Below are 23,531 nucleotides of genomic sequence, written 5' to 3'. Positions count from 1 at the left end.
CTGGGCCTGCGCGAACGACGACACCACGGAGGGACAGGCCATGCGCGCCCAGCCGAACGGCAGCCATTTCGTGAATGGCGCCTATCTCGACGATCCCGCGGGCGAGGTGATCGAGGTCCTCTATCCCGCCACGGGCGAGGTCATCGCGCGGCTTCACGCGGCCACGCCCGCCGTTCTCGACGCGGCGATCGCTTCGGCCGAGGCGGCGCAGCGCCTGTGGGCGGCCGAAACGCCCGCCGCCCGCGGCCGCGTCCTGCGCCGCGCCGCCGAGATCATGCGCGTCCGCAACCGTGACCTGAGCGTTCTCGAGACGCTCGACACCGGCAAGCCGCTGCAGGAGACGCTGGTGGCCGATGCCGCAAGCGGGGCCGATTGCCTTGAATACTTCGGCGGCATCATCGCCGGGGACACCGGCGACTTCATTCCGCTGGGCGAGAACTTCGTCTATACCCGGCGTGAGCCGCTGGGCATCTGCGCCGGCATCGGGGCCTGGAACTATCCGATCCAGATCGCCAGCTGGAAATCGGCCCCGGCGCTGGCCTGCGGCAATGCGATGGTTTTCAAGCCCTCGGAAACGACCCCGCTCAGCGCCCTGAAACTTGCCGAGATCTATATCGAGGCCGGGGCCCCGCCGGGGCTTTTCAACGTGGTGCAGGGGATGGGGGCGGTTGGCGCGGCGCTGGCCACCGATCCGCGCATCGCCAAGGTGTCGCTCACCGGATCGGTGCCGACGGGGCGCAAGGTCTATGCCGCGGCGGCCGCGGGCATGAAGCACGTCACGATGGAGCTTGGCGGCAAGTCGCCCCTGATCGTCTTCGACGACGCCGATCTGGAAAACGCGGTCAGCGCGGCGATCAACGGCAACTTCTACTCCTCGGGGCAGGTCTGTTCGAACGGCACCCGCGTCTTCGTGCAGGAGGCGATCCACGACGTGTTTCTTGCGCGGCTGGGCGAACGGCTGAGCGGTGTGGTGGTCGGCGATCCGCTGGACGAAAGCGTGAATTACGGCCCGCAAGTCTCGGCCCGGCAGTGCGAAATCGTGATGGGCTATATCAAGGCCGCTGTGGCCGAAGGCGCGCGGCTTGTGGCTGGTGGCACCCGGATCGACCGCGCCGGCTACTGGATCGCGCCCACCGTCTTTGCCGACGTGACGGACGCGATGACCATCGCACGCGAAGAGATCTTCGGCCCGGTGATGAGCGTGCTGCGCTTTGCGCAGGAGGACGAGATCGTCGCGCGCGCGAACGCCACCGAATTCGGGCTGTCCGCCGGGGTCTTCACCCGTGATCTTGCGCGCGCGCACCGGGTCGTGGCGCGGCTTCAGGCCGGCACCTGCTGGATCAACACCTACAACCTGACGCCGGTCGAAGCGCCGTTCGGAGGCGTCAAAGCGTCGGGTCTGGGCCGCGAGAACTCGCGCCATGCGCTAGATCACTACAGCCAGATCAAGTCTGTCTACGTGGCCACGGGGGATGTCGTCGCCCCTTACTGAGGGACGAGCGAGGGGGAATGGAAGCCGATTACGTCATCGTGGGCGCCGGCTCGGCGGGCTGCGCCGTGGCCTTTCGGCTGTCCGAGGCCGGGCGGTCGGTGATCGTCGTCGAGTACGGCGGCAGCGACGCGGGCCCCTTTATCCAGATGCCCGGCGCGCTGTCCTATCCGATGAACATGGCGCGCTACGACTGGGGCTTGCAGAGCGAGCCCGAGCCGAACCTGGGCGGTCGCCGCCTTGTCGTGCCGCGCGGCAAGGTGATCGGGGGGTCGTCCTCGATCAACGGGATGGTCTATGTGCGCGGTCACGCGCGCGACTTCGACCACTGGCGTGACCAGGGCGCGGCCGGCTGGGGCTATGCCGACGTGCTGCCCTACTTCCGCCGGATGGAGGATTGGCACGGCGGCGACGCCTCGCCGGTGCGGGGGCAGGGCGGACCGCTGCACGTCACGCGGGGGCCGCGCGACAACCCGCTGCACGCGGCCTTCCTCGAGGCCGGCAGGCAGGCGGGCTATCCCGTGACCGAGGATTACAACGGCCTTCACCAGGAAGGCTTCGGCGCCATGGAGCAGACCGTCTGGCAGGGTCGGCGCTGGTCGGCGGCAGCGGCCTATCTCAAGCCGGCGCTTCGGGGCCCGAACTGCACGCTGGTGCGCGGGCTGGCGCGCCGCGTGCTGGTCGAGCAGGGCCGCGCTACCGGAGTCGAGATCGACCGGGGCGGGCGGGTCGAGACGATCCGCGCGCGTGCCGAGGTCATCCTTGCCGCCTCGTCGATCAACACGCCCAAGCTGCTGATGCTGTCGGGCATTGGCCCCGGCGCGCATCTTCAGTCCCACGGGCTTGACGTGATTGCCGACCGTCCCGGGGTCGGGTCGAACCTTCAGGACCACCTCGAGGTCTATTTCCAGATCGCCTCGCTTCAGCCGGTCACGCTTTTCAAGTACTGGAATCTGCCGGGAAAGGCCTGGGTGGGCGCGCGCTGGCTGTTCACGCGGACCGGGCCGGGCGCGTCGAACAACCTTGAGACGGTGGGCTTCATCCGCAGTGCAGCGGGCGTCGACTATCCCGACATCCAGTACCATTTCCTGCCGATCGCGGTGCGCTATGACGGCAAGGTCGCGGCCGAAGGGCACGGGTTCCAGGCCCATGTCGGGCCGATGCGGTCGAAAAGCCGGGGCGAGGTGCGCCTGAGCGCGCCCGATCCGGCCGCCGCGCCCTCGATCCGGTTCAACTACATGTCGCATCCCGACGACTGGGCCGAATTCCGCAAGGCGATCCGGCTGACGCGCGAGCTCTTCGCGCAAGAGGCCTTCAAGCCCTTCGTCAAGCGCGAGATCCAGCCCGGCACCGACGTCACCAGCGATGCCGACATAGACGCCTTCGTGCGCGACCATGCCGAAAGCGCCTATCACCCCTGCGGCACCACCCGGATGGGCGCCGCGACCGACCCGATGGCGGTGGTCGATCCCGAAGGCCGGGTGATCGGCGTCGACGCGCTGCGGGTGGTCGACACCTCGGTCTTCCCGCGCATCACCAACGGCAATCTCAACGCCCCCGCGATCATGGTGGGCGAGAAGATGGCGGACCACATCCTTGGCCGCCCGCCATTGCCGCCGATGAACGTCGAGCCGTGGATTCACCCGGACTGGCGGAATTCCCAGCGTTGATTGCCGCTTTTTTAGGCAGTGTGGCGTTTCGTGCGGCTACCCGCTTCCCTCTCCCTCGCCAGGCTTGCTAAGTCTGTCGCATGGGACAGTCGAAACCGGCCTATTTCAACGAGATGTTCGAAGGCGACCGCGTGCGGCCGCCCTATGCCGGCATCGAAGCCTGGGCGGCGAACATGCCGGTGGAACTGCGCAGCCTCAAGCAATCCGAGGCCGAGGCCCTGTTCCGCCGCATCGGCATCACCTTCGCCGTCTATGGCGAAGGCGGCGACCCCGACCGGCTGATCCCCTTCGACATGTTCCCCCGCATCTTCGCCTTCGACGAATGGCGCAAGCTTGAACGCGGGATCAAGCAAAGGGCCCGGGCGCTCAACGCCTTCCTGATGGACGTCTACGGCCGGGGCGAGATCATTCGGGCAGGCCGCGTGCCCGCGAAGCTTGTCTACCAGAACGAGGCCTTCGAGCCCGCCGTGATGGGCGTGAAGCCGCCGCGCGGGGTCTTCAGCCATATCGTCGGCATCGACCTTGTGCGCACGGGCGCCGACGAATTCTTCGTGCTCGAGGACAACTGCCGCACCCCCTCGGGCGTGAGCTACATGCTGGAAAACCGCGAGATCATGATGCGCATGTTCCCGCATCTGTTCCGCGAGAACCGGATTGCCCCAGTGGAAAGCTATCCCGCGCTTCTCAAGCGCACGCTGGCCTCGGTCGCCCCGCCCAAGTGCGACCGCGAGCCCACGATCGCAATCCTGACGCCCGGGCATTACAACTCGGCCTATTACGAACATTCCTTCCTTGCCGACATGATGGGCGTGGAACTGGTCGAGGGGCCGGATCTGTTCGTCGAGGGCGATTACGTCTGGATGCGCACCACGCGCGGGCCGCAGAAGGTCGACGTGATCTATCGCCGGATCGACGACGCCTTCCTCGATCCGCTGTGCTTCCGCCCCGATTCGATGCTGGGCGTGCCCGGCCTGATGAACGTCTATCGTTCGGGCGGGGTCACCATCGCCTCGGCGCCGGGGGCGGGGGTGGCCGACGACAAGGCGATCTATACCTTCGTGCCCGACATGGTGCGCTTCTATCTGGGCGAAGAGCCGATCCTGAAGAACGTCCCGACCTGGCAATGCGCCAAGACCGACGATCTTGGCTATGTGCTGTCGAACCTGGGCGACCTCGTCGTGAAGGAGGTGCACGGCTCGGGCGGATACGGGATGCTTGTCGGGCCACGCTCGACGAAGGAACAGATCGAATCCTTCCGCAAGACGCTGATGGCGACGCCCGAGAACTATATCGCCCAGCCCACGCTGGCGCTGTCGACCGTGCCGACCTTCGTCGAGGAAGGGATCGCGCCGCGCCACGTCGACCTGCGCCCCTATTGTCTTGTGGGCGAAAGGATCGAACTCGTGCCGGGCGGGCTGACCCGCGTGGCGCTGACCGAAGGTTCGCTTGTCGTCAACTCCTCGCAGGGCGGCGGCGTGAAGGACACCTGGGTGCTTGCCGAATAGATGCTGAGCCGGACCGCAGAGAACCTGTTCTGGATCACCCGCTACATGGCGCGGGCCGAAACCATTGCGCGCCTTCTCGAGGTGGGCAGCCGGAACGCGCTGATCCCGTCGGTCAGCGGCGGGTTCCGCAACGAATGGGAATCGATCCTTCAGGCCTCGGGCACGGCGGGGGGCTTCGTCGGGAAGTACGGCGACCCGGTCCAGCGCAATGTCGAAAGCTACCTGTTCTTCGATCTCGACAACCCGTCCTCGATCGCCTCGTGCATTTCGCGCGCGCGGGAAAACGGGCGGATCGTGCGCACGGCGCTGACCAGCCAGGTCTGGGACGCCCTCAACACCGCGTTCCAGGAAATGCAGGAGCTTCGGCGCACCGAACGGTCGAAGCTGTCGGTCAACGACCTGATCGACTGGACGATCCGCAACTCGTCCATGGTTCGCGGCGCGATCGAGGATTCGCAGCTGCGCAACGACGGCTGGAGCTTCATGCACATCGGCTACGCGCTGGAACGCGCCGATGCCACGGCGCGGCTTCTGGACGTCAAGTATTTCGTGCTTCTGCCGCAGGTCGATTTCGTTGGCTCGGGCCTCGACAACTACCAGTGGCGCACGATCCTGCGGGCGATGTCGGCGCACCGGGCCTTCAACTGGGCCTACGGCGGCGAGATCACGCCCGCGAAGATCGCCGACTTCCTGATCCTGAACACCAAGTCGCCGCGCTCTCTGATCACCTGCGCGACCGAGGCCAACACCCATCTCGAGGCGCTGGCGCGCGGCTATGGCCGCTCGGGCGACGCGCAGGCGCAGTCCCGCGCGCTTCTTGCGCGGTTGTCCGAGATCACGGTCGAGGATGTCTTCGACGTGGGCCTGCACGAGTTCCTGACCGGCGTGATCGACGCCGTGGCCGGGCTGACGGCGATCATCCACGAACAATACCTCAGCGGCGAGGCGCGCTAGGATGCGGATCACCGTCGATCACACCACGCACTACCGCTTCGACCCGCCCAAGCGGGGCGTGATCCAGTCGCTTCGTCTGACGCCGTCGGTTTTCGACGGGCAGATCGCCGTCGAGTGGACGATCGACACCGGCCCCGCGATGCGCGGGGCGGCCTTCCGCGACGGCGCCGGCGACTGGATCGAGACGGCCAAGCACGTGGGCCCCATCTCCGAGGCCCATATCACCGTGCGCGGCGTGGTCGAGACGGTCGATCTGACCGGCGTGTTGCGCGGCCACCGCGAGGTGATCCCGCCCGCGGCTTACCTGCGCTCGACCCGCGTCACCCGGCCCGATCTGGCGCTGGCCGACCTGGCCGAAACCGCGGTGGCGGGGATCGCGCCCGATCGCGCGCTTGACCGGGCGCATGCGCTGATGAACGCGGTCGCCGACGCCATCGCCTATACCCCTGGGCAGACCGAGCAGGGCACCACCGCGGCAGAGGCGCTGGCCCTGGGCCACGGCGTCTGCCAGGACCATTCCCATGCCCTGATCGCGGCGGCGCGGCTGCTGGACATGCCCGCGCGATATGTCACCGGCTATCTCTTCGCGTCCGAGGACGAGGCCGCGCAGGAGGCCTCGCACGCCTGGTCCGAGATCTTCCTGCCCGATCTGGGGTGGGTGGGCTTCGATCCGTCGAACCGCATCTGCCCCAACGACCGCTACATCCGCATCGGGTCGGGTGTCGACGCGGCCGAGGCGGCGCCGATCCGCGGCGTGGTGCGGGGGTTGGGGGACGAGATCATGGATGTCGTGGTCGTCGTCAATCAGGCTGCGCAGTAGAGGGGGGGGTCGATTGCTCTTCCTCCTGCGGCTGATAGTGTCTTGCGACATCGAGCAAACGAAGTGAGTCGGGCATGACCTATTGCGTGGGGCTTCTTCTGGATGCCGGAATGGTGCTGCTGTCGGACACCCGCACCAACGCGGGGCTCGACAACATCGCGATCTACCGCAAGATGTTCGTCTTCGAGGACCCGGGCGAACGCATCGTCACCATCATGACCGCGGGCAGCCTGTCGGTGACCCAGACCACGATCGCCCGCCTTCAGGAGGCCGCAAGCCATACCGAACCCGACGGCCCGCCCTCGGTGCTGAACGTGCCGACGATGCTTCAGGTGGCCGAGCTGGTCGGGCGCGAGTTGTCCGAGGTTTCGGCCGATGTGCGCTCGAAGATGGAACGGAACGCGCAAAGCGCCACCGCCACGATGATCGTGGCCGGGCAACGCAAGGGCGGGGACATGCGCATGTTCCTGATCTATCCCGAAGGCAACTTCATCGAGGCGACCGCCGACACGCCCTTTCTTCAGATCGGCGAACACAAGTACGGCAAACCCATCCTCGACCGCGTCGTGACCCCGCGCCTGACGCTGGCGGACGCGCAGAAGGTGGTGCTTCTGTCGATGGATTCGACGCTGCGGTCGAACCTGTCGGTGGGAATGCCGCTGGACCTTCTGGTGATCGAGAAGGACGCCTGCCGCGCCTCCTACAGCCGCCGGATCGAAGCGAACGACTCCGGCTTCGCGGCCATGAGTTCGGCCTGGTCGGACGCGCTGCGGCGGTCCTTCGCCGAAATCGCGCTTTAGGCGGCGCTTTCGAACAACTCGACGGCTGCCTCGAGGAAGGGCCCGCGCACCTCGGCCCGCTCCATCAGCAACTCGTGGCGCGCACCGTCGAAGACGGTGAACCGGCTGCCCGGCCAGCGCCGCGCCAGTGCCGCCACGGCGCCGCCGTCGACGACCATGTCGCCCGAGCCAAGGCCGGTCAGCACCGGAAGATCGGGCAGTTCGATCCGGCGGAAGGCCGCGATCTCGGTCAGCGCCTCGTGCAGCCAGTGAATCGACGGGCCACCCAGAGCGAAGCGCTCGTCGTGGCGGACCTGGCGCTGCATGTAGGCGAACTGGTCGGGGCAGGTCGTCAGCGTGTTGCCTTCGAAGGCCGCGGACGCAAGGTAGCTGTTACGCTGCGCGCCGGGGGAATAGACCTCGGCCCGGCCAAGGGCGCGGGCGGTGCGTGGCAGGACCCAGGCCACAGGCCGCATGTGCGGGGCGATCCGGATGCCCCACATGGGCGCGCTGAAGGCGGCCGCCGCGAAAGGGTGGGCGGATCGCAGGACCGCGCGCAGCGCGATCGCCCCGCCCATCGAATGGCCGATCACGAAGTAGGGCTCCGGCAGTCCGGCGGTGCGGGCAGCACCCAGCACGGCGTCCCAGTCGCGCTGGTAGTCCGCGAAGACACCGACATGCCCCATCATCGGATCGCGGCCGACCCGGTCGGCAAGGCCCTGACCGCGCCAGTCGATCGCAACCGTCGAAAACCCGCGCGCGGCCAGATCCCGGGCGAGGCGGCCGTATTTCTCGACCATTTCGGTGCGGCCGGGAAAGACGAAGACCGTGCCGGCAGAACCGGAGGGCCAGAAGGCCGCCCGCAGGCGCACGCCATCGTCCGCCGTCAGCCACAGCGCGTGGCCCCCCGGCGGCCCTTCGGCAAGCTCGCCATGGAATGGGGCGGGCGTCACCGTCAGGACAGGACCGAACCCAGCCGCAGGGCAGCGCCCATGTCGCCGTCGACCTTGAGGCGACCGGTCATGAAGGCGGCGGTGGGGTTCAGGTTGCCGGCGAGGATGGCCCGGAACGTGTCGGTGTCGGCCGTCATCGTGACGTCGGCGGCGTCGTCGCCGGCCCGCGCGCCCGAGGCGTCAAGAAGGATCGCGCCTTCGTTGCGGATCACGAATTTCGCGACCCCTTCAAAGCCGCTTCCGGCCAGCTTTTCGTTCAGCGCGCTCACAGCGGCGTCGATCACGTCGGACATCAGGTCGCTCCCCTGGAATTTACTGGCGCCCCCCTCGCTTTTTCGGGCGCGCCGGTTACATTTGACCCTGATATGTATGGCAAGTTGCCCAATCTCAAACGTGTCGTTGCGGCATTTCTGCTGATCGGCAGCCTTTCGCCCGCCGCCCGTGCGGACGAGGCCGCGCTCGACAGTCTTTTCGAGCAGTTGAAGGCCGCCGATCCCGAAGCCGCCCAGCAGATCGAATCGCAGATCTGGGACGAGTGGTCGCGCTCGGGCTCAGCGGCCATGGACCTTCTTCTGGACCGCGGCCGCGAGGCGATGGAGGCCGAGGACAACGCCGCCGCGATCGAGCATTTCTCGGCCCTGATCGACCATGCCCCCGATTTCGCGGAAGGCTATAACGCCCGCGCCATGGCCTTCTACAGCGAAGGCGACTACGGCGAGGCGCTGGCCGACATCCGCCGGACGCTGGAACTCAACCCCCGGCATTTCGGCGCCCTTTCGGGACTCGCGCTGATCCTTCAGGAGCTTGGGATGGAGGATCAGGCGCTTGAGGTCTGGCGGTCGGTCGCCGATCTCAACCCCAACGCCGAAGGCGCGCAGGAGGCGATCGAGAGCCTCGAGAAATCGGTCGAGGGCGTGTCTCTCTAGCCTGTCCCGGGGCCCTTGTCGCCCCCTCGGGAATTCGCTTTAACCGCGCAGACCGTCACCGAGGAAAGGGACATCCGCCATGTCGCGCCCGCCCGCCCGGGTCACGGCCGTCCTCGGCCCCACCAACACCGGCAAGACGCACTACGCCATCGAGCGGATGCTGGCGCATCGCACCGGCGTCATCGGCCTGCCGCTGCGGCTTCTGGCGCGCGAGGTCTATGACCGCTGCGTCGCGCTGCGCGGCCCGTCGGTCGTGGCGCTGGTCACCGGGGAAGAGCGGATCGTGCCCGAGCGGACGCAATACTGGGTCTGCACGGTCGAGGCGATGCCCGTGGGCATCGGCGCCGATTTCCTGGCCGTCGACGAGATCCAGCTGTGCGCCGATCCGGAACGCGGGCACGTCTTCACCGACCGTCTGCTGCATGCGCGCGGCCTGCACGAGACGCTTCTGCTGGGCTCGGACACCATGCGCGGGGCCATCGCGGAGCTCTGTCCCGGCGCGGTCTTCCTGCGGCGCGAGCGGTTCTCGACCCTGGCCTATTCCGGTTCGAAAAAGATAAGCCGGATGCCGCCCAGGTCGGCCATCGTCGGGTTTTCGGTGGAAAACGTCTATGCCATCGCCGAACTCATCCGCCGCCAGAAGGGCGGGGCGGCGGTCGTCATGGGGGCGCTCTCGCCGCGCACGCGCAACGCGCAGGTGGCGATGTACCAGAACGGCGACGTCGATTACCTCGTCGCGACCGACGCGATCGGCATGGGCCTCAACCTCGATATCGACCACGTCGCCTTCTCCGGCCTGTCGAAGTTCGACGGTCGCCGGATGCGGCGGCTCGAGCCCAACGAACTGGCGCAGATCGCCGGCCGCGCCGGGCGGCACATGAACGACGGCACCTTCGGCGTCACGGGCGAGGCGCCGCCTCTGGACGACGAGGTGGTCGAGGCGATCACCACGCACCGCTTCACGCCGCTCAAGCGGCTCCAATGGCGCAACTCGGAGCTCGACTTCGGGTCGCCCGACCGCCTGATCGCCGCGCTGGAAGAGGCGTCGGACAATCCCTGGCTGATGCGGGCGCGCGCGGCGGACGACCTTCTGGCCCTTCAGGCGCTGTCGGCGCTGCCCGAAGTGCGGGCCCGCGCCTCGACCAGCGACGCCGTGCGGCTTCTGTGGGACGTCTGCCGGGTGCCCGACTTTCGCGGGATCAGCCATGCCGAGCATGCCTCGCTTCTCGAGGCGATCTTCCGCTTCCTGCATCAGGACGGACGGGTCCCCGACGACTGGCTGGCCCGCCACATCGCGCGCATCGATCGGGTCGATGGCGACATCGACACTTTGTCGAAACGGCTGGCCTTTATCCGCACCTGGACCTACGTCGCGCAGCGCCGGGGATGGACGCGGGACGAAAGCCATTGGCGTGGCGAGACGCGCGCGGTAGAAGACCGACTGTCGGATGCTCTGCACGAGCGCCTGACACAAAGATTTGTCGACCGGCGGACCAGTGTTCTGCTTCGGCGGTTGAAACAGAAGGAGGGCCTTGTGGCCGAAGTCAACGACAAGGGCGACGTCAGCGTCGAAGGGCAGCACGTGGGACGCCTTGACGGCTTCCGCTTCAGCCAGGATCCGAAGGCAAGCCCGGACGAGGCGCGCACGCTGCGCGCCGCCGCGCTGGCCGCCCTGACGCCGGAATACACGCTGCGCGCCGACCGGTTCTACAACACCCCCGACACCGAGATCGACTTCACCGAGCAGGGCGGGCTGATGTGGGGCACGCACGCCGTGGGCAAGCTGGTCAAGGGTCCCGAACCGCTTCGCCCGGTGGTGGAGGCCTTCGTCGACGACGAGGCGGGGCCGGATGTCGCCGCCAAGGTGCAACGCCGGCTTCAGCATTTCATCGACCGCAAGGTGGTCACCGCCTTCGAGCCGCTTCTGGCGCTGTCGAAGGACGAGACGCTGACCGGACTGGCCCGCGGCTTCGCCTTCCGCATGGTCGAGAACTTCGGCATCATCCCGCGCGAAAGCGTGGCGAACGAGGTGAAGGACCTCGACCAGGACGCGCGCGGCGCGCTGCGCAAGCACGGCGTGCGCTTCGGGCAGTTCACCGTCTTCATCCCCGCGCTTCTTAAGCCCGCGCCGACGCGCCTGCGCATCGTTCTGTGGTCGCTGGCCGAGGGGCTGATCGAGTTCCCGGAAAGCCCGCCGCCGGGCCTTGTGACCGTTCCCGCGATCGAACCCGTGCGCAAGGGCTACTTCGCGATGTCGGGCTATCGCCCGGCCGGCGAACGGGCGATCCGGATCGACATGCTGGAACGGCTTGCCGACATGCTGCGCGCGAAGGACACCCGCGGCGGTTTCGAGGCCTCGCCCGACATGCTTTCGATCACCGGTCTGACGCTCGAGCAATTCGCCGCGCTGATGACCGGCCTGGGCTATCGCGCCACCCGGGGCGAGCGCGAAAAGGCGCGGCCCGCGCCCGAGACCGTGTCCGAGACGTCCCCCGAGACGGTGTCCGAAACGGTACCCGAAACCGGGGATGAGGTCGTCGCCGAGGCGCCCGCTCTTGAGGCCGACGCACCGGACGCATCGCACTCCACCGGCGACGCAGCGCCTGCGGACGCGCCCGATGCCGGCGAAGACGCCGCGGCGCGGGATGTGGCGCCCGCAGAGTCAGGCGCAGAGTCAGGCGCAGCGTCAAGCGCAGAGCCCGGCGCTGATGCAGACACCGCCGCCGAAGTCGAAGTCGAGGTCTTCTATACCTTTGCCTGGGGCGGACACCGGACCGCGCGCCGCGACGGCGCACACCAGGGCGGCAAGCCCGAGGCTGGCCCGCGCGCCAAGCCCGACGGCCGCGGGGCTAAGCCCAAGGGCCGCGGCAAGCCGAAGGGTGGCGACAAGGGCAAGCCGGGCGGCGGGCGCGACCGCCAGGAGCAGGGCGCGCGCAGCTTCGAGGCACGACCGCCGAAGAAGGACCGGATCGACCCCGACAACCCCTTCGCGGCCGCCCTCATGGGGCTTCGGACCAAGGACTGACCCCGCTGCAGGGCGAAGGGCGCACCCGTCTGGACAAGTGGCTCTGGCAGGCCAGGTTCTTTCGCACCCGCAGCCTTGCCGCCGAAATGGTTGAGGCCGGCAAGGTCCGCATCAACGCCCGCCTCGTGAAGAAGCCCGGTGCGGTCCTGCGACTGGGCGACGTGCTGACGGTGGTGCAGCCGGGCGGGGTTCGCGTGGTGCGCGTGGCCGCGCTGTCGGCCCGCCGTGGCCCCGCCGACGAGGCGCGCGGCCTTTACACCGAGGACGACGCTCCGGAGTGACGATTTCGCCCGTTGCGCGGTGCGGGGCCATGGACGAGGGTCGGCTTGGCCTTAGATGAATGCAAACCGTTCGCTACGGGTTGCGCGGTGCCCGGGCTTGTCCTAGCAAGGCGCCGGAATCGAGAGAAGAGACATGACCTACGTCGTCACCGACAACTGCATCGCCTGCAAATACACCGACTGCGTCGAGGTCTGCCCGGTCGACTGTTTCTACGAGGGCGAGAACATGCTCGTCATCCATCCTGACGAATGCATCGACTGCGGCGTCTGCGAACCCGAATGTCCCGCCGACGCGATCCGCCCGGACACCGAACCCGACATGGAAAAATGGGTCGAGTTCAACCGGAAGTATTCGGAAGCCTGGCCGGTGATCATCACCAAGAAGGACCCGCTGCCCGAGGCCGACGCGCGAGACGGCGAAGACGGCAAGCTTGAAAAATACTTCTCGGAGGCGCCGGGAGAGGGCGGCTGACAGGACGTGGCGACCGGCGCGAATCGGTGCCGGGCAAAACCCCGCCCAACCACAGTGCGATTCGGGCTGTATCCCACTGAATCGCCAGCGGAAATTATGTGTTCCTGACGGCCCCCTTCATTTTCGGGCCAACTTTTGCTATATATCTGTTACGTAAACGACCGCCCGCATCGACGTGTGTCCTGACGGGCGCTGACAAGTCGACATGACAATGACCAGCGACGGGGAAATCAGGGGTTCCCCGCCGTAACTTTGTCGCCTTGTTGCTGGGGATGAAAGGATCAAGTCTGCACATGAGCAACTCGAAGAAGCCGGAATTCCGCCCGAACGACTATGTCGTCTATCCCGCGCATGGCGTGGGCCAGATCATGTCCATCGAAGAGCAGGAAATCGCCGGCATCAAGCTGGAACTGTTCGTCATCTCGTTCGAGAAGGACAAGATGACCCTCCGCGTCCCGACGCACAAGGCGACCGATGTGGGCATGCGCTCGCTCTCATCGCCGGACATCGTGTCGAAGGCCATGTCGACGCTAAGGGGCAAGGCCCGCGTGAAGCGCGCCATGTGGTCGCGCCGCGCGCAGGAATATGAGCAGAAGATCAACTCGGGTGACCTGATCGCCATCGCCGAGGTGGTGCGCGACCTGCACCGCGCCGACGACCAGCGCGAGCAGAGCTATTCCGAACGCCAGCTTTACGAAGCCGCGCTCGAGCGGCTGACCCGCGAAGTGGCCGCGGTGTCGGGCTCGGACGAGATGTCGGCCCAGAGAAAGGTCGACGAGGTTCTCGTGGGCCGCGCGGCCTGAGGCAACGCCCCGCGGCGCCTTTCGAAGATCAGGACACGCCGTCGCGCCCTGCGCGGCGGCGTGTTTCGTGTTCGGGTGGCGCTTCGCCCTCGTTGGCCTCGGCCGCGGGTTTCGCCGGACCGTCGCGTTCGGGCGTGCCGGGGTCGAGCGAGGCGACAAGCGCGGCCTCAAGCTCGGCGTTCAGTTCCTTCGAGCGGGCGATATAGGCGGGGTTGTCCGCCACCGGCACGCCGGGCTGCCACAGATCGGCCAGTTCGCGCAGCGCCTCGCGGTCCTTGCGGTAGAAGAAGCGCTCCATCGAGGCGGCCTCGGCCTCGGAGAGGCCCATGTTCTCAAGTACGTAGCGTCCCGCGCGCAGGCTTGAATCGAACATCTCGCGCACGACGTCGTTGGCGCCGGCGCGGCGCAACTCGTAGGAATGGATGCGGTCGTGGGCGCGCGCGACGATGTGCAGGTCCGGCCGTTCGCGCCGGGCATAGCTGACAAGGCGGACCGCCGCCGCCCGATCGTCAAGCGCCACGACCAGAACCTGCGCCTTGGCCAGCCCGGCCGCGTGCAGAAGCTCGGGCCGGGTCGGATCGCCGAAGAACCCCTTGAAGCCGAAGCGCCGCATCAGCTGGATCGTGGCAAGGTCGTTGTCCAGCACGATCGTGCGGAAGCCCGCCATCTGCACCAGACGGTTGACGACCTGACCGAAGCGCCCGATCCCGGCGATGATGATCGGCTGCTGGTCGTCGATGGCGTCGGCCTCGGGCGTCTCGCCGGCGTCGGCCAGGCGGCGCGACAGAAGATCGTAGGCGATGAAGAACAGCGGTGTGAGCAGCATCGACAGCGCGATCACGAACAGCGCACGTTCCGCAAGCACGGTGGGCAGCACGCTTTGCTGAAGCCCGAAGGCGACCAGCACGAACCCGAACTCGCCCGCCTGGGCCAGGCCCAGGGTGAACAGCCAGCGGTCCCGCCCCTGGACTCGGAACAGCACCGCAAGTCCGTAGAGGATCAGCCCCTTGATCAGCATGATCGCCAGCGTCGCCCCGATCAGCCCGCCGGGGTTCGACAGGAGCGTGGCAAAGCTGATGCCCGCGCCCACGGTCATGAAGAAAAGCCCCAGCAGAAGACCCTTGAACGGCTCGAGATCGCTTTCGAGCTGGTGGCGGAATTCGCTGTTCGCGAGCGCCACGCCGGCAAGGAAGGTGCCAAGCGCCGGCGACAGGCCGACAAGGATCATCGAGGCCGCGATCAGGCAGACGATGAGCAGCGCGAAGGCCGTGTAAAGCTCGCGCAGGCGCGCCATGTGCACGAACTGGAACAGCGGGCGCGAGGCGTACTGCCCGAAGAGCACGATCAGGACCACTGCAAGGACCGTGCTCAGCGTGACCGCCCAGGCCGGCAGGCTTTGCATGAACGAGATCGCGAGTTCCGCCGCGCCGCCCGCTTCGCCTGCAGCGCCGCCATGCGCCTCGGGCGCCGGTGTCCGCCCCGGTCGCGACAGCGCCAGAAGCGGCAGGATCGCCAGCATCGGGATGACCGCCACGTCCTGCGTCAGCAGGACCGAGAAGGACGCCCGCCCGCCCGGTGTCTGCATCAGCCGCTTTTCGTTCAGCGTCTGAAGGACGATGGCGGTCGACGACAGCGAGAAGATCATCCCGATCGCCAGCGCCGTTTGCCACGGGTAGCCAAGCCACAGGCCGAACCCCATGATCGCGAGCATCGTCAGGACGATCTGAAGTCCGCCCAGCCCCAGAAGCTTGTCGCGCATGTCCCACAGCTTGCGCGGGGTCAGCTCAAGCCCGATCAGGAACAGCATCATCACCACGCCGAACTCGGCGAAATGCTGGATGTCCTCGGTGTCCGACCCCGCAAGGTTGACCAGCGGCCCGATCGCGATGCCGGCCAGCAGATAGCCCAGCACCGACCCCAGCCCAAGGCGCGTGGCGATGGGCACCGCAAAGACCGCGGCGGCAAGGTAGATGGTCGCCTCGATCAGAATGGTTTCCATCGGTCCCCGGTCAGATGGGTGGCGGTGTGTCCGGCCTGGCGCGGTCCGAGACGCCAACGGCCGGCGCAGGGCCTGTCCGCCGCAAATCGGGCGGCGCCGTGCCCCGGTCGGTGCGTCGCGGTAAGGCCCCGTGCCCGCCGTGGGCGAAGGATAGCCGGGTGTCGGCGGGAAAGTCCACGCATCCGCCACGGCCAGCGCGCGGAATTCGGCAGCGCGGCCTTAGCCCGAGGGCAGGACCAGCGTATGCTCGCGCCCGCTTTTCACATAGCGCAGCGAGGTGTCGCCGATCGCGGCCACTCGCCCGCCATCCACCCGGTCGCCGACCTTCACGCGCACGAAACGCCCCGAGGGCAGCCGCACCAGCGCGCGGCGGTCCGACGGCGTCCCATAGACGCCGATGAGGTTGACCTGGTTGAGCCGCATCGCGTTCTCGAGCGTCGCCTCGCGCGCGACCTCGGCCCGGGTCGGCAGCGACGGCTGGGCCGAAGCGACGACCTCGGGTTCGGAATCCTCGGCCTCTTCGGCGGTCACGTCGGGGGCAGCGGCGGGGGCCGCGCCCGGCGCGGGCGCAGCCGGGGCCAAAGCCGCGGTCGAGGCGGCGGCGGCGGCTTCGGGCTGCTCGGGGCTGAGAACCGGACGCGCTGCGGCGATGATCGACTCGAAATCCTCGGGACGCGCGCGCGGAAGCGGCGACCGCTGCACCGCAAGGGCGGTCGCCTCGGGATTGACCGACGGATCGGCCTGGGGCGAGGGCGGACGGTCGGCGGGGCGAAGCTCGGCCAGATCCGCGCGCGTGAGGCCGTTGAACCGGGCGCGCTCGGCCTCTTCGACAAGCCCGTCGGGACGCGCGCGCGGACGGTCCGCGGCCGAAAGCGCGGCGGCAAGCTCGGTCGGAACCAGGGCGTCCCCATCCCCGACGGTCCCCTCTACCAGATCAAGCGCCACGGCGCCGGGCGGGATCGCCGGGGGGGTGGTGGGCGCATCCGCGCCCGGCCGCCCTGCCAGGGACGGAAGACGGTCGACAGCGCCGGGCAGCGGCATCGCGAAGGCGTCGGTCGCGGTCGAGACCGGGTCGATCGCCGCGAACTCGACATCAAGATCGGACAGAAGGCCGGGCGCCTGGGGCGCCGCGGGCGGGGTCATCCAGACGCCGTCGAGCAACTCCAGCAGGCGCCCCGCGACCGGCGGCGTGTCCACAAGCGCACGCGGCGGCGCCGCTGCGACGACAGGGGCCTCGGGCACCGCGCCATCCTCGCCCTCGGCCAGCTCTTCGGGCGTGGGGGCGAAGGCCTGGGCGTTCAGGTCCAGGGCCGCGCGGTCGGGCGCATCCGCGTCGTCGATCCCGGCGGTTGCGTTTTCGGGGATCTCTTGCCCGTCCGCCAGAGGCAGGGCTGCGTCGGTCGGCGCAGGCGGGGCAAAGGTCGCCAGCAGCGTCCATCCGCCGGCGATCAGCAGAAGCGCCACGACCGCCGCCAGTACTAGCCTGCGACGCCCGGTCGTGGCTGTCGCGCCGAAGCGATGACCATCGGCCTGGGGCGCGGATGGGGTTGGTGCCGTCGCGCCGGGGGAAGGCGCTGCTGCTGCTGGCGGGCGGGCGGCCGTCGCGCCGGCCCCCCGGTCGGGCAGGGCGTCGGCGGTGAAGCCGGGCCCACTGGTCACGACCGGGCCAGCGACGGCATCCGTGTCGCCGGCCGGTGCGGCATCGGCGGGTAGGTCGCGCGCGGTCACGCCGGCGGCGACGGTGGCGGGCTGTTCGGACGGACGGAAGCGCGCAGCCGTCGCGGCCAGACGCGCGGCAAGCGCCTGCGCATCGGACCCGGCTTCGGTCTTTTCGGCGCGCATCGTCGCGAACGAGGGGGCCGAAGCGGACGGCGGATCGGCGAGGGTCGGTGCCGGGGTGTCCTCGACCGGGGTGTCATTCCCCTCGGCCCCGGCGTCGCTTGCTTCGGCGGCTCTGCCTGGGTGGCGAAAGACCACCTCGCGCGGGAAAAGCTCGGGCTCAGGCAGGGCGGCGAAGCCCCGGACGTCAAGGCCGTGGGCCGCGGCGAAGGCTTCGGCCTCGTCCAGGGTTTCAAGCGCGATCGCGGCGACCAGCGCCATCTGCCCCTCCGCATCGGACCCATCGGGCGCCCAGTCGAAGGTGATCTCGTCCAGGGCATAGGGGGTCCGGCCATCCAGCCCGGCCAGCACCGCTGCCTCGCGCGCGGCGTCATCGGGGCCGGGCGCGTCGACGCGGGTGTAGAGGATCTGCGATTCGGGCAGCACCAGCACCACGGGCAGGGGACGCGCTCCGATGCTGGCGACGAGGGCCTTGAGGCGGGGGGTCAGATCGTCGGCATCGGTCGATATTTCCCCAAGGATTTCAAACTCATCTCCGATCCGCCCCAAGAGGCGGATGTGATCGGGTCCAAGGTCGAGCAGATGGGGGACAGCCATGACACAAAATCTAGCATGCAGGTCGTGCCTCGTCATCAAGGCACGCGCGGGAAACCGCCGATGCCGTGCCCGACCTTGCGCCGTCGCGGACTTCGCCGCAGTCTGGCGCCGACCCCCAACCGGAGCCACCCATGCGCCTGCCTTTCGCCCCCGTTCTTGCCCTCGTCCTTCTCGCGCTGCCCGCGTTGGCGCAGGAGGTCCCGCGCACCATCGTCGTCAGCGGCCTGGGCGAGGTTTCAGCCGTGCCGGACATGGCCTACGTTACCCTTGGCGCGCAGGCCGAAGCCGCGACGGCGGCCGAAGCGCTTGCCGCGACATCGGCTGCGGTGGCCGCGTCGCTGGAGGTGCTGACCGGGGCCGGGATCGACGCCCGCGACATTCAGACCAGCGGCATCAGCCTGTCGCCGCGCATGGTCTGGCCGGAAAACGGCAACGGCGCCCCCCGGATCGAGGGCTATGTCGCATCGAACCAGTTGACGGTGCGGGTGCGCGATCTCGAGGTGCTGGGCGGCGTTCTCGACGCGGTGGTGTCGTCGGGCGCGAACACTCTGGGCGGGGTGTCCTTCGCCCTGTCCGAACCGCGCGCGGCCGAGGACGACGCCCGCCGCGCCGCGGTCGAGGACGCCCGCGCCCGCGCCGCGCTTTACGCCGAGGCGGCGGGCGTCACGCTTGGTCCGGTGCGCGAGATCGCGGAAGAAGGCTTCTCGCAGCCGATGCCGCGGATGATGGCGGCCGAGGCGGCGATGTCGGACGCCGCCCCGCCGGTGGCCCCGGGCGAACTGACGGTCAGCGCCCGGGTCCGTGTGGTCTATTCCATCGCCGATTGACGGCTGAGGGATGGGCGCGTCAGGCGGTGGCGGCTGTCAGCGCCTGATCGAGGTCGGCGATGATGTCGTCGGCATCCTCGATCCCGATCGACAGACGGACCACGTTCGGGGCCGCGCCGGCGGCGATCTGCTGCGCCTCCGACAACTGGCGGTGCGTGGTCGAGGCCGAGTGGATGATGAGCGAACGCGCATCGCCCAGGTTGGCCACGTGGCTGAACAGCTTGACGTTGTCGATCAGCTTGACGCAGGCCTCATAGCCACCCTTCACCGCGAAGGTGAACAGCGCGCCTGCGCCCTTCGGGCAGATCCGCGCCATCCGGTCGTGGTAGGGAGAGCTTTCGAGGCCCGCGTAGGTGACATGGTCGACCCGCGGATCGGCCTCGAGCCACTTGGCCACCTTCACGGCGTTCGCCACGTGCTTTTCCATCCGAAGGCTCAGCGTCTCGATCCCCATCAGGGTATAGTGCGCGCCCTGCGGGTTCATCGTCATGCCGAGATCGCGCAGACCCACGGCGATCGAGTGGAAGGTGAAGGCCATCGCGCCGAGTGCGGGGTGGAAGGCAAGGCCGTGATAGGCGGGTTCGGGTTCGCTGAGCGACGGGAACTTGCCGCTGGCCGACCAGTCGAACTTGCCCGAATCGGTGATCGCCCCGCCGGTGACCGTGCCGTTGCCGGTGAGGTATTTCGTGGTCGAGTTGACGACCAGGGTCGCGCCATGCTCGATCGGGCGGCAAAGCCAGGCCGTGGCCGAGGTGTTGTCGACGATCAGCGGCAGGCCCACCTTGTTCGCCACGCCGGCGACGGCGTCGAGATCGGTGATGTAGCCGCCCGGGTTGGCGATCGATTCACAGAAGATCGCGCGGGTGTCGTCGTCGACCGCCGCCTCGAGGGCCGCCAGATCGTCGAAGTCGACGAATTTCGCCGACCAGCCGAAGCGCTTGATGGTCTGGCTGAACTGGGTCACCGTTCCGCCGTAAAGGCGTGTCGACGCGATGATGTTCCGCCCCGGGCCCATCAGCGGGAACAGCGCCATGATCTGCGCGGCATGCCCCGACGAACAGCAGACCGTGCCGGCGCCGCCTTCCAGCGCGTTGATCCGGTCGGCCAGCGCCGAGACGGTGGGGTTCGTCAGGCGCGAATAGATGTAGCCCACTTCCTGCAGGTTGAAGAGGGCGGCCGCATGGTTGGCGTCACGAAAGACGAAGGCCGTGCTCTGGTAGATCGGCACCTGGCGCGCGCCGGTGGCGGAATCGGGGCTTGCGCCGCCGTGGATCTGAAGGGTGTCGAACCCCTGGGGTCTGTCGGACATGGTGCGTTTCTCCCTGACATGCGTCCTTGCGCCGGGACGCTAGTCGAAGTCCGGGGCGGTCACAACACGGCGCCGGCTGCCGACCCGCGCGGCACCGGCCGCCCTAGCGGCCCGTCATCCGCATGACCACGACATAGAAGGCGTGGCCGCGGTGCTGGGTCGCGCTGACCGTTATCGCGACACGCTCGATCAGGCCGGCCTTCGGCAGAAGCTCGACAAGCTCCAGGGTCTCGCCGCGCGCAAGCACCTCGGTGGGGGTCATCCGCAGGTCAAGCGCGATGCCGGTGGCACCGTGCAGGGTGATCCCGCAGGCGCAGCTGCCGGACGTCTGGGCGAAGGTATGGCGCGCGGCGCGGTTGCAGTAGCGGACGACCTGCGCATCGTCGAGCACGAAGACCGGGTCGAGGATCAGGTCAAGCCCGGCACGGAAGGTATTCTCGGGGATGGCCATCACCAGAAACCCGGTGACGCGGGTCAGGCCGTCGTCGTAAAGCGGCACGACCAGCCGCTGCCAGGTGCGGACGAACAGTTCGCGCGGGGGCTCGTGTTCGGAAAAGACCCATTCACCGCGTTCGGCGGTGGCGCGATAAAGCGCGCCGAAGAAGGCGCCGATGTAGCCGCCATGGTCCTCGGGCGTCGTTCCGGTCTGATCGCCGCGCGAGCCATAGGGCAGAAGGTTCTCGCCCACGAAGCGATAGCGGAAGGGGCCGTCGGGGCCGTCTTCGGACAAGAGAAGTGTCCAGCGTGACAACTCGCCCAGGGTTTCGGACCGCAGGTCGGATGCCCGGACCCGGCCCAGATCGTCGGCCACCGCCCGGATGCGGCGCACGAAGGCGCGGATCAGCGGCTCGGTCAGTTCGCCATCGGCCGGCGACCACAGCACCAGGGGCGGCCGAACGCCCGCGGCGTTGAAGATGCGGCGCAAGGCGAGTTCGGGTTCGGTGCGTCCGGACATGCCAAGCATCTTCGCATCGAACGCCGTTTTCGACGCCCCGTCAGCCATTTGCCCCTCGCTTTTACAGAACCACGCGAAAAGCATATCACATGATGCAAGCGTCAGGAACGCCTGATGCGGCGGTCCGGTCGCGCTATCGCAGCCAAAGCCCCTCGCGCCGAAGCCGGTTGCGGATCTGCGCCTCCTTGCGGGGCAGCGCCGCCCGGTCGAACAACGCGCGCGCCTGTCTGCCCTTGCCCTGATAGACCATGCGCCGGATCGGTTCGTACTGCTTGAGCACCTTCTTGACCGCGTTCGGCGCGGCGACCTGTTCAAGCACCTCGACCACGCGGTCGCTTTCGCGCGCATACAGCAGCGGCAGCGCGCGATAGTGGCAACTTGCCCCGCCGTCGAGCGCGTCAAGCTCGGGCCCGGGCCGTCCGCCGCCGAAGCCGTGGATCACCAGCGGCAGCGCGACCTGGTCAAGCCAGGGGTCAAGCGACTGGCCAAGAAGTTCGGGCGGCGGGTCGTCCCGGATCGACAGCATGATCTCGATCATCCGGGCGGCGAAGGCGTGCGGGGCGTGGTGGAAGAACCAGCCGGCGTTGAAGTAGAGATACCGCTCCCAGTGGCCGTCGGGCTGCGAGAGGTCGAGAGAGCTTTCGAAGTCGAGCCCGAAACGCTGGTGAAGCGCCCGCCAGATCGCGGTATGGCCCGGTCCGTAAAGCTCGATCACCGGCCAGGTGCCTTCGCGCCGCATCGAGGCCGAGGGCCGGTCGAAGTCGAAGGCGATGGCGTCGAGGGGGCCGGTGACCAGCGTATCGGTATCGAAGAAGACGAAGGGTTCGGTCTGGGGCAGGGCGAAGAGGGCCTCGACCTTGTTGCCATAGGGATAGCTGTCGCCGAAGTGACGGCTTTCAAAGGGCACGATCTCGGCGCCGAAGCCTTCAAGCAGGCCCCGCGCGCCCGCGTCGCCCATGCGCGGATCGCGCGACCAGAGCGGCCCGGGCTGCGGCTCGGCCACGAACAGGCGGCCGGCGAATCCGGGGCTTGCGGCCCGAAGCGACGCCGCGAACAGCACCGCCTCGTACATCAGCCGGCCCTGCTGGCCCACGATCAGGATGTTGAACTGCCCGCCCATGCCGCCCCTGCGCTTTGGCGCGGACCATAACGGCGCGATGCCGGGCCGGAAAGCCCGTCGGGCCGGACGTCAGAGAAGGTTCGGCGGCGTCTCGCCCCGGAAGAAGGCGTCGATGTTGTCGAGCGCGAGAAAGCCCATGGCGTCGCGCGTCCGCACGGTGGCGCTGCCCACGTGCGGCATCATCACGATGGACTCATGCGCGGCGAAGGCCGGGTTGCCGCCCGGTTCCTCGCGGAAGCAGTCAAGACCGGCGGCGGCCAGATGCCCGCTTTCGATCGCCATCAGTAGGGCGGCCTCGTCCACGAGGGTGCCGCGCGCGACGTTCACAAGGATGCTGCCCGGCGGCATCTGGCGGAAGCGCTCGGTGGTCATCAGCCCGGTCGTCTCGGGCGTGGCCGGGCAGTTCAGAGACAGGAAATCGGCGACCGGCAGAAGCGTGTCGAGGCTGTCGTGATGGATCGCGCCCTGTTCCTGTTCGGGCGGCAGGCGGCGGCGGTTGTGATAGTGGATTTCCATGTCGAAGCCGCGCGCCTTGCGCGCCAGGGCCCGTCCGACGCCGCCCATGCCGACGATGGCAAGTCGCGCCCCCGTCACCTGCTTGCCGACAAGGAAGGCGGGCGACCAGAAATCCCAGCGGCCGGTGCGCACCAGCCGGTCGCCCGTCACCGCGTGGCGCGCGGCCCCGAGCATCAGCATCATCGCAAGTTCGGCGGTGGCGTCGGCCAGCACGCCGGGCGTGTTCGTGACCGCGATGCCGCGCGCCTTCAGCGCGGGCAGGTCGCAATGGTCGGTGCCGACGGAATGGTTCGCGACGATCTTCAGACGGGGGTCGAGGCGCGCCACCACGGCCGCGTCGAAGCGTTCCGAATGGCAGGGGATCATCGCGTCGACGCGCGCGCTCATCTCGACGATCTGGTCGGCGGTTCCGGGGGTGTCGGCCTCGTTCAGGATCACCTCGTAGTCGCGCCGCGCGCGCGCGAGGGTCGCCTCCGACAGCCGGCGCGGGATCCAGACGACGGGTCGTGCCATGACGCGCTCAGTTGTCCGACTTGCGGCTCGAGGTCCAGAAGTCGTAGGCGACAAGCGCGATCGTCAGCAGGATGATCGCCTTGAGGTCCCACTGCATCACCTCGAAGGTCAGGATGCCAAGGAAGCCCGCGAAGACTGCGAAGGCGAAGATTGCGATGAGCCGGTCCATGTCGGTTCTC

General features: G+C 68.4%; 21 protein-coding genes. 12 read left to right on the top strand and 9 right to left on the bottom strand.

Annotated features, from left to right (window positions below):
- Window positions 1-40: 40 nt before the first annotated feature.
- The 6 genes from betB (at window position 41) to ACRDNQ_RS14690 (ending at window position 7,238) form a co-directional block, all read left to right on the top strand.
- A complete protein-coding gene (betB, locus tag ACRDNQ_RS14715) occupies window positions 41-1,492 on the top strand; it encodes a betaine-aldehyde dehydrogenase (protein ID WP_431829445.1) in 1,452 nt (483 codons plus the stop codon).
- A 17-nt stretch (window positions 1,493-1,509) separates the two neighbouring features.
- Complete coding sequence (betA, locus tag ACRDNQ_RS14710) at window positions 1,510-3,159, top strand: choline dehydrogenase (protein WP_431829444.1); 1,650 nt, start codon at window positions 1,510-1,512, stop codon at window positions 3,157-3,159.
- Window positions 3,160-3,239: 80 nt separating this feature from the next.
- Window positions 3,240-4,664 (top strand): circularly permuted type 2 ATP-grasp protein, encoded by a 1,425-nt coding sequence (locus tag ACRDNQ_RS14705; RefSeq protein WP_431829443.1) that lies wholly within the window; start codon window positions 3,240-3,242, stop codon window positions 4,662-4,664.
- On the top strand, window positions 4,665-5,618 hold the full coding sequence (locus tag ACRDNQ_RS14700; protein WP_431829442.1) for an alpha-E domain-containing protein: 954 nt from the start codon (window positions 4,665-4,667) through the stop codon (window positions 5,616-5,618). It abuts the gene before it with no gap.
- Between the two features lies 1 nt (window position 5,619).
- Window positions 5,620-6,438, top strand: a complete 819-nt coding sequence (locus ACRDNQ_RS14695; RefSeq protein ID WP_431829441.1) for a transglutaminase family protein — start codon at window positions 5,620-5,622, stop codon at window positions 6,436-6,438.
- A 74-nt stretch (window positions 6,439-6,512) separates the two neighbouring features.
- A complete protein-coding gene (locus ACRDNQ_RS14690; protein WP_431829440.1) occupies window positions 6,513-7,238 on the top strand; it encodes a peptidase in 726 nt (241 codons plus the stop codon).
- On the opposite strand, the gene ACRDNQ_RS14685 is transcribed toward ACRDNQ_RS14690, so the two are convergent.
- Together ACRDNQ_RS14685 and ACRDNQ_RS14680 are read right to left on the bottom strand one after the other, a co-directional pair.
- On the bottom strand, window positions 7,235-8,170 hold the full coding sequence (locus tag ACRDNQ_RS14685) for an alpha/beta fold hydrolase (RefSeq protein ID WP_431829439.1): 936 nt from the start codon (window positions 8,168-8,170) through the stop codon (window positions 7,235-7,237). The genes ACRDNQ_RS14690 and ACRDNQ_RS14685 overlap by 4 nt on opposite strands.
- A 2-nt stretch (window positions 8,171-8,172) precedes the next feature.
- On the bottom strand, window positions 8,173-8,463 hold the full coding sequence (locus ACRDNQ_RS14680; protein WP_431829438.1) for an SCP2 sterol-binding domain-containing protein: 291 nt from the start codon (window positions 8,461-8,463) through the stop codon (window positions 8,173-8,175).
- Window positions 8,464-8,535: 72 nt separating this feature from the next.
- Between ACRDNQ_RS14680 and ACRDNQ_RS14675 the strand changes: the two genes are divergently transcribed.
- The 5 genes from ACRDNQ_RS14675 to ACRDNQ_RS14655 all read left to right on the top strand — a co-directional run bounded on the left by ACRDNQ_RS14675 (window position 8,536) and on the right by ACRDNQ_RS14655 (window position 13,677).
- Window positions 8,536-9,096: a tetratricopeptide repeat protein gene (locus tag ACRDNQ_RS14675; RefSeq protein ID WP_431829437.1), complete on the top strand. Its 561-nt coding sequence runs from the start codon at window positions 8,536-8,538 to the stop codon at window positions 9,094-9,096.
- A gap of 79 nt (window positions 9,097-9,175) precedes the next feature.
- Window positions 9,176-12,121: a helicase-related protein gene (locus ACRDNQ_RS14670; protein ID WP_431829436.1), complete on the top strand. Its 2,946-nt coding sequence runs from the start codon at window positions 9,176-9,178 to the stop codon at window positions 12,119-12,121.
- Entirely contained in the window at window positions 12,118-12,402 is a 285-nt protein-coding gene (locus ACRDNQ_RS14665) for an RNA-binding S4 domain-containing protein (protein WP_431829799.1), read from the top strand. Before ACRDNQ_RS14670 ends, ACRDNQ_RS14665 begins: the two co-directional genes overlap by 4 nt.
- 133 nt (window positions 12,403-12,535) lie before the next feature.
- Window positions 12,536-12,874, top strand: coding sequence for a ferredoxin FdxA (gene fdxA, locus ACRDNQ_RS14660; RefSeq protein WP_431829435.1), 339 nt, complete (start codon window positions 12,536-12,538; stop codon window positions 12,872-12,874).
- A gap of 293 nt (window positions 12,875-13,167) precedes the next feature.
- Entirely contained in the window at window positions 13,168-13,677 is a 510-nt protein-coding gene (locus ACRDNQ_RS14655; protein ID WP_431829434.1) for a CarD family transcriptional regulator, read from the top strand.
- 28 nt (window positions 13,678-13,705) lie between these two features.
- Here the strand turns inward: ACRDNQ_RS14655 and ACRDNQ_RS14650 are convergent, their stop codons facing one another.
- Both ACRDNQ_RS14650 and ACRDNQ_RS14645 read right to left on the bottom strand, forming a co-directional pair.
- Window positions 13,706-15,676 carry a monovalent cation:proton antiporter-2 (CPA2) family protein gene (locus tag ACRDNQ_RS14650; protein ID WP_431829433.1) on the bottom strand — a complete coding sequence of 657 codons (1,971 nt, stop codon included), beginning with the start codon at window positions 15,674-15,676 and terminating at the stop codon, window positions 13,706-13,708.
- A 219-nt stretch (window positions 15,677-15,895) separates the two neighbouring features.
- Window positions 15,896-18,112: a hypothetical protein gene (locus ACRDNQ_RS14645; protein ID WP_431829432.1), complete on the bottom strand. Its 2,217-nt coding sequence runs from the start codon at window positions 18,110-18,112 to the stop codon at window positions 15,896-15,898.
- Window positions 18,113-18,243: 131 nt separating this feature from the next.
- Between ACRDNQ_RS14645 and ACRDNQ_RS14640 the strand changes: the two genes are divergently transcribed.
- Window positions 18,244-18,939, top strand: a complete 696-nt coding sequence (locus ACRDNQ_RS14640) for an SIMPL domain-containing protein (RefSeq protein WP_431829431.1) — start codon at window positions 18,244-18,246, stop codon at window positions 18,937-18,939.
- Window positions 18,940-18,958: 19 nt separating this feature from the next.
- Here ACRDNQ_RS14640 and ACRDNQ_RS14635 read toward each other — a convergent pair whose 3' ends face one another.
- From ACRDNQ_RS14635 to ACRDNQ_RS14615, 5 genes are all read right to left on the bottom strand, one after another.
- Entirely contained in the window at window positions 18,959-20,248 is a 1,290-nt protein-coding gene (locus tag ACRDNQ_RS14635; protein WP_431829430.1) for an O-acetylhomoserine aminocarboxypropyltransferase/cysteine synthase family protein, read from the bottom strand.
- A gap of 103 nt (window positions 20,249-20,351) precedes the next feature.
- Complete coding sequence (locus ACRDNQ_RS14630; protein WP_431829429.1) at window positions 20,352-21,203, bottom strand: nitrogen regulation protein NR(II); 852 nt, start codon at window positions 21,201-21,203, stop codon at window positions 20,352-20,354.
- Between the two features lie 133 nt (window positions 21,204-21,336).
- Window positions 21,337-22,323 carry a hypothetical protein gene (locus ACRDNQ_RS14625; RefSeq protein ID WP_431829428.1) on the bottom strand — a complete coding sequence of 329 codons (987 nt, stop codon included), beginning with the start codon at window positions 22,321-22,323 and terminating at the stop codon, window positions 21,337-21,339.
- A 69-nt stretch (window positions 22,324-22,392) separates the two neighbouring features.
- Window positions 22,393-23,352: a 2-hydroxyacid dehydrogenase gene (locus ACRDNQ_RS14620; protein ID WP_431829427.1), complete on the bottom strand. Its 960-nt coding sequence runs from the start codon at window positions 23,350-23,352 to the stop codon at window positions 22,393-22,395.
- A 7-nt stretch (window positions 23,353-23,359) separates the two neighbouring features.
- Entirely contained in the window at window positions 23,360-23,521 is a 162-nt protein-coding gene (locus ACRDNQ_RS14615; protein WP_431829426.1) for a hypothetical protein, read from the bottom strand.
- Between the last annotated feature and the right edge of the window lie 10 nt (window positions 23,522-23,531).

Origin of the sequence: Saliniferula longa (genome assembly GCF_050789285.1) — a bacterium.
In the GTDB taxonomy this organism is placed as follows: Bacteria; Pseudomonadota; Alphaproteobacteria; order Rhodobacterales; family Rhodobacteraceae; genus CAVPWP01.
Note: the sequence above shows the minus strand (reverse complement) of the source record. Positions and strands in the feature narration are given on the sequence as shown.

Excerpts from the sequence above, each read along its gene's own strand:
- betB (WP_431829445.1), top strand. The coding sequence starts at position 41 with ATGCGCGCCCAGCCGAACGGCAGCCATTTCGTGAATGGCGCCTATCTC.
- betA (WP_431829444.1), top strand. The coding sequence starts at position 1,510 with ATGGAAGCCGATTACGTCATCGTGGGCGCCGGCTCGGCGGGCTGCGCC.
- ACRDNQ_RS14705 (WP_431829443.1), top strand. The coding sequence starts at position 3,240 with ATGGGACAGTCGAAACCGGCCTATTTCAACGAGATGTTCGAAGGCGAC.
- ACRDNQ_RS14700 (WP_431829442.1), top strand. The coding sequence starts at position 4,665 with ATGCTGAGCCGGACCGCAGAGAACCTGTTCTGGATCACCCGCTACATG.
- ACRDNQ_RS14695 (WP_431829441.1), top strand. The coding sequence starts at position 5,620 with ATGCGGATCACCGTCGATCACACCACGCACTACCGCTTCGACCCGCCC.
- ACRDNQ_RS14690 (WP_431829440.1), top strand. The coding sequence starts at position 6,513 with ATGACCTATTGCGTGGGGCTTCTTCTGGATGCCGGAATGGTGCTGCTG.
- ACRDNQ_RS14680 (WP_431829438.1), bottom strand. The coding sequence starts at position 8,463 with ATGTCCGACGTGATCGACGCCGCTGTGAGCGCGCTGAACGAAAAGCTG.
- ACRDNQ_RS14675 (WP_431829437.1), top strand. The coding sequence starts at position 8,536 with ATGTATGGCAAGTTGCCCAATCTCAAACGTGTCGTTGCGGCATTTCTG.
- ACRDNQ_RS14670 (WP_431829436.1), top strand. The coding sequence starts at position 9,176 with ATGTCGCGCCCGCCCGCCCGGGTCACGGCCGTCCTCGGCCCCACCAAC.
- fdxA (WP_431829435.1), top strand. The coding sequence starts at position 12,536 with ATGACCTACGTCGTCACCGACAACTGCATCGCCTGCAAATACACCGAC.
- ACRDNQ_RS14655 (WP_431829434.1), top strand. The coding sequence starts at position 13,168 with ATGAGCAACTCGAAGAAGCCGGAATTCCGCCCGAACGACTATGTCGTC.
- ACRDNQ_RS14650 (WP_431829433.1), bottom strand. The coding sequence starts at position 15,676 with ATGGAAACCATTCTGATCGAGGCGACCATCTACCTTGCCGCCGCGGTC.
- ACRDNQ_RS14645 (WP_431829432.1), bottom strand. The coding sequence starts at position 18,112 with ATGGCTGTCCCCCATCTGCTCGACCTTGGACCCGATCACATCCGCCTC.
- ACRDNQ_RS14640 (WP_431829431.1), top strand. The coding sequence starts at position 18,244 with ATGCGCCTGCCTTTCGCCCCCGTTCTTGCCCTCGTCCTTCTCGCGCTG.
- ACRDNQ_RS14635 (WP_431829430.1), bottom strand. The coding sequence starts at position 20,248 with ATGTCCGACAGACCCCAGGGGTTCGACACCCTTCAGATCCACGGCGGC.
- ACRDNQ_RS14630 (WP_431829429.1), bottom strand. The coding sequence starts at position 21,203 with ATGTCCGGACGCACCGAACCCGAACTCGCCTTGCGCCGCATCTTCAAC.
- ACRDNQ_RS14625 (WP_431829428.1), bottom strand. The coding sequence starts at position 22,323 with ATGGGCGGGCAGTTCAACATCCTGATCGTGGGCCAGCAGGGCCGGCTG.
- ACRDNQ_RS14620 (WP_431829427.1), bottom strand. The coding sequence starts at position 23,352 with ATGGCACGACCCGTCGTCTGGATCCCGCGCCGGCTGTCGGAGGCGACC.
- ACRDNQ_RS14615 (WP_431829426.1), bottom strand. The coding sequence starts at position 23,521 with ATGGACCGGCTCATCGCAATCTTCGCCTTCGCAGTCTTCGCGGGCTTC.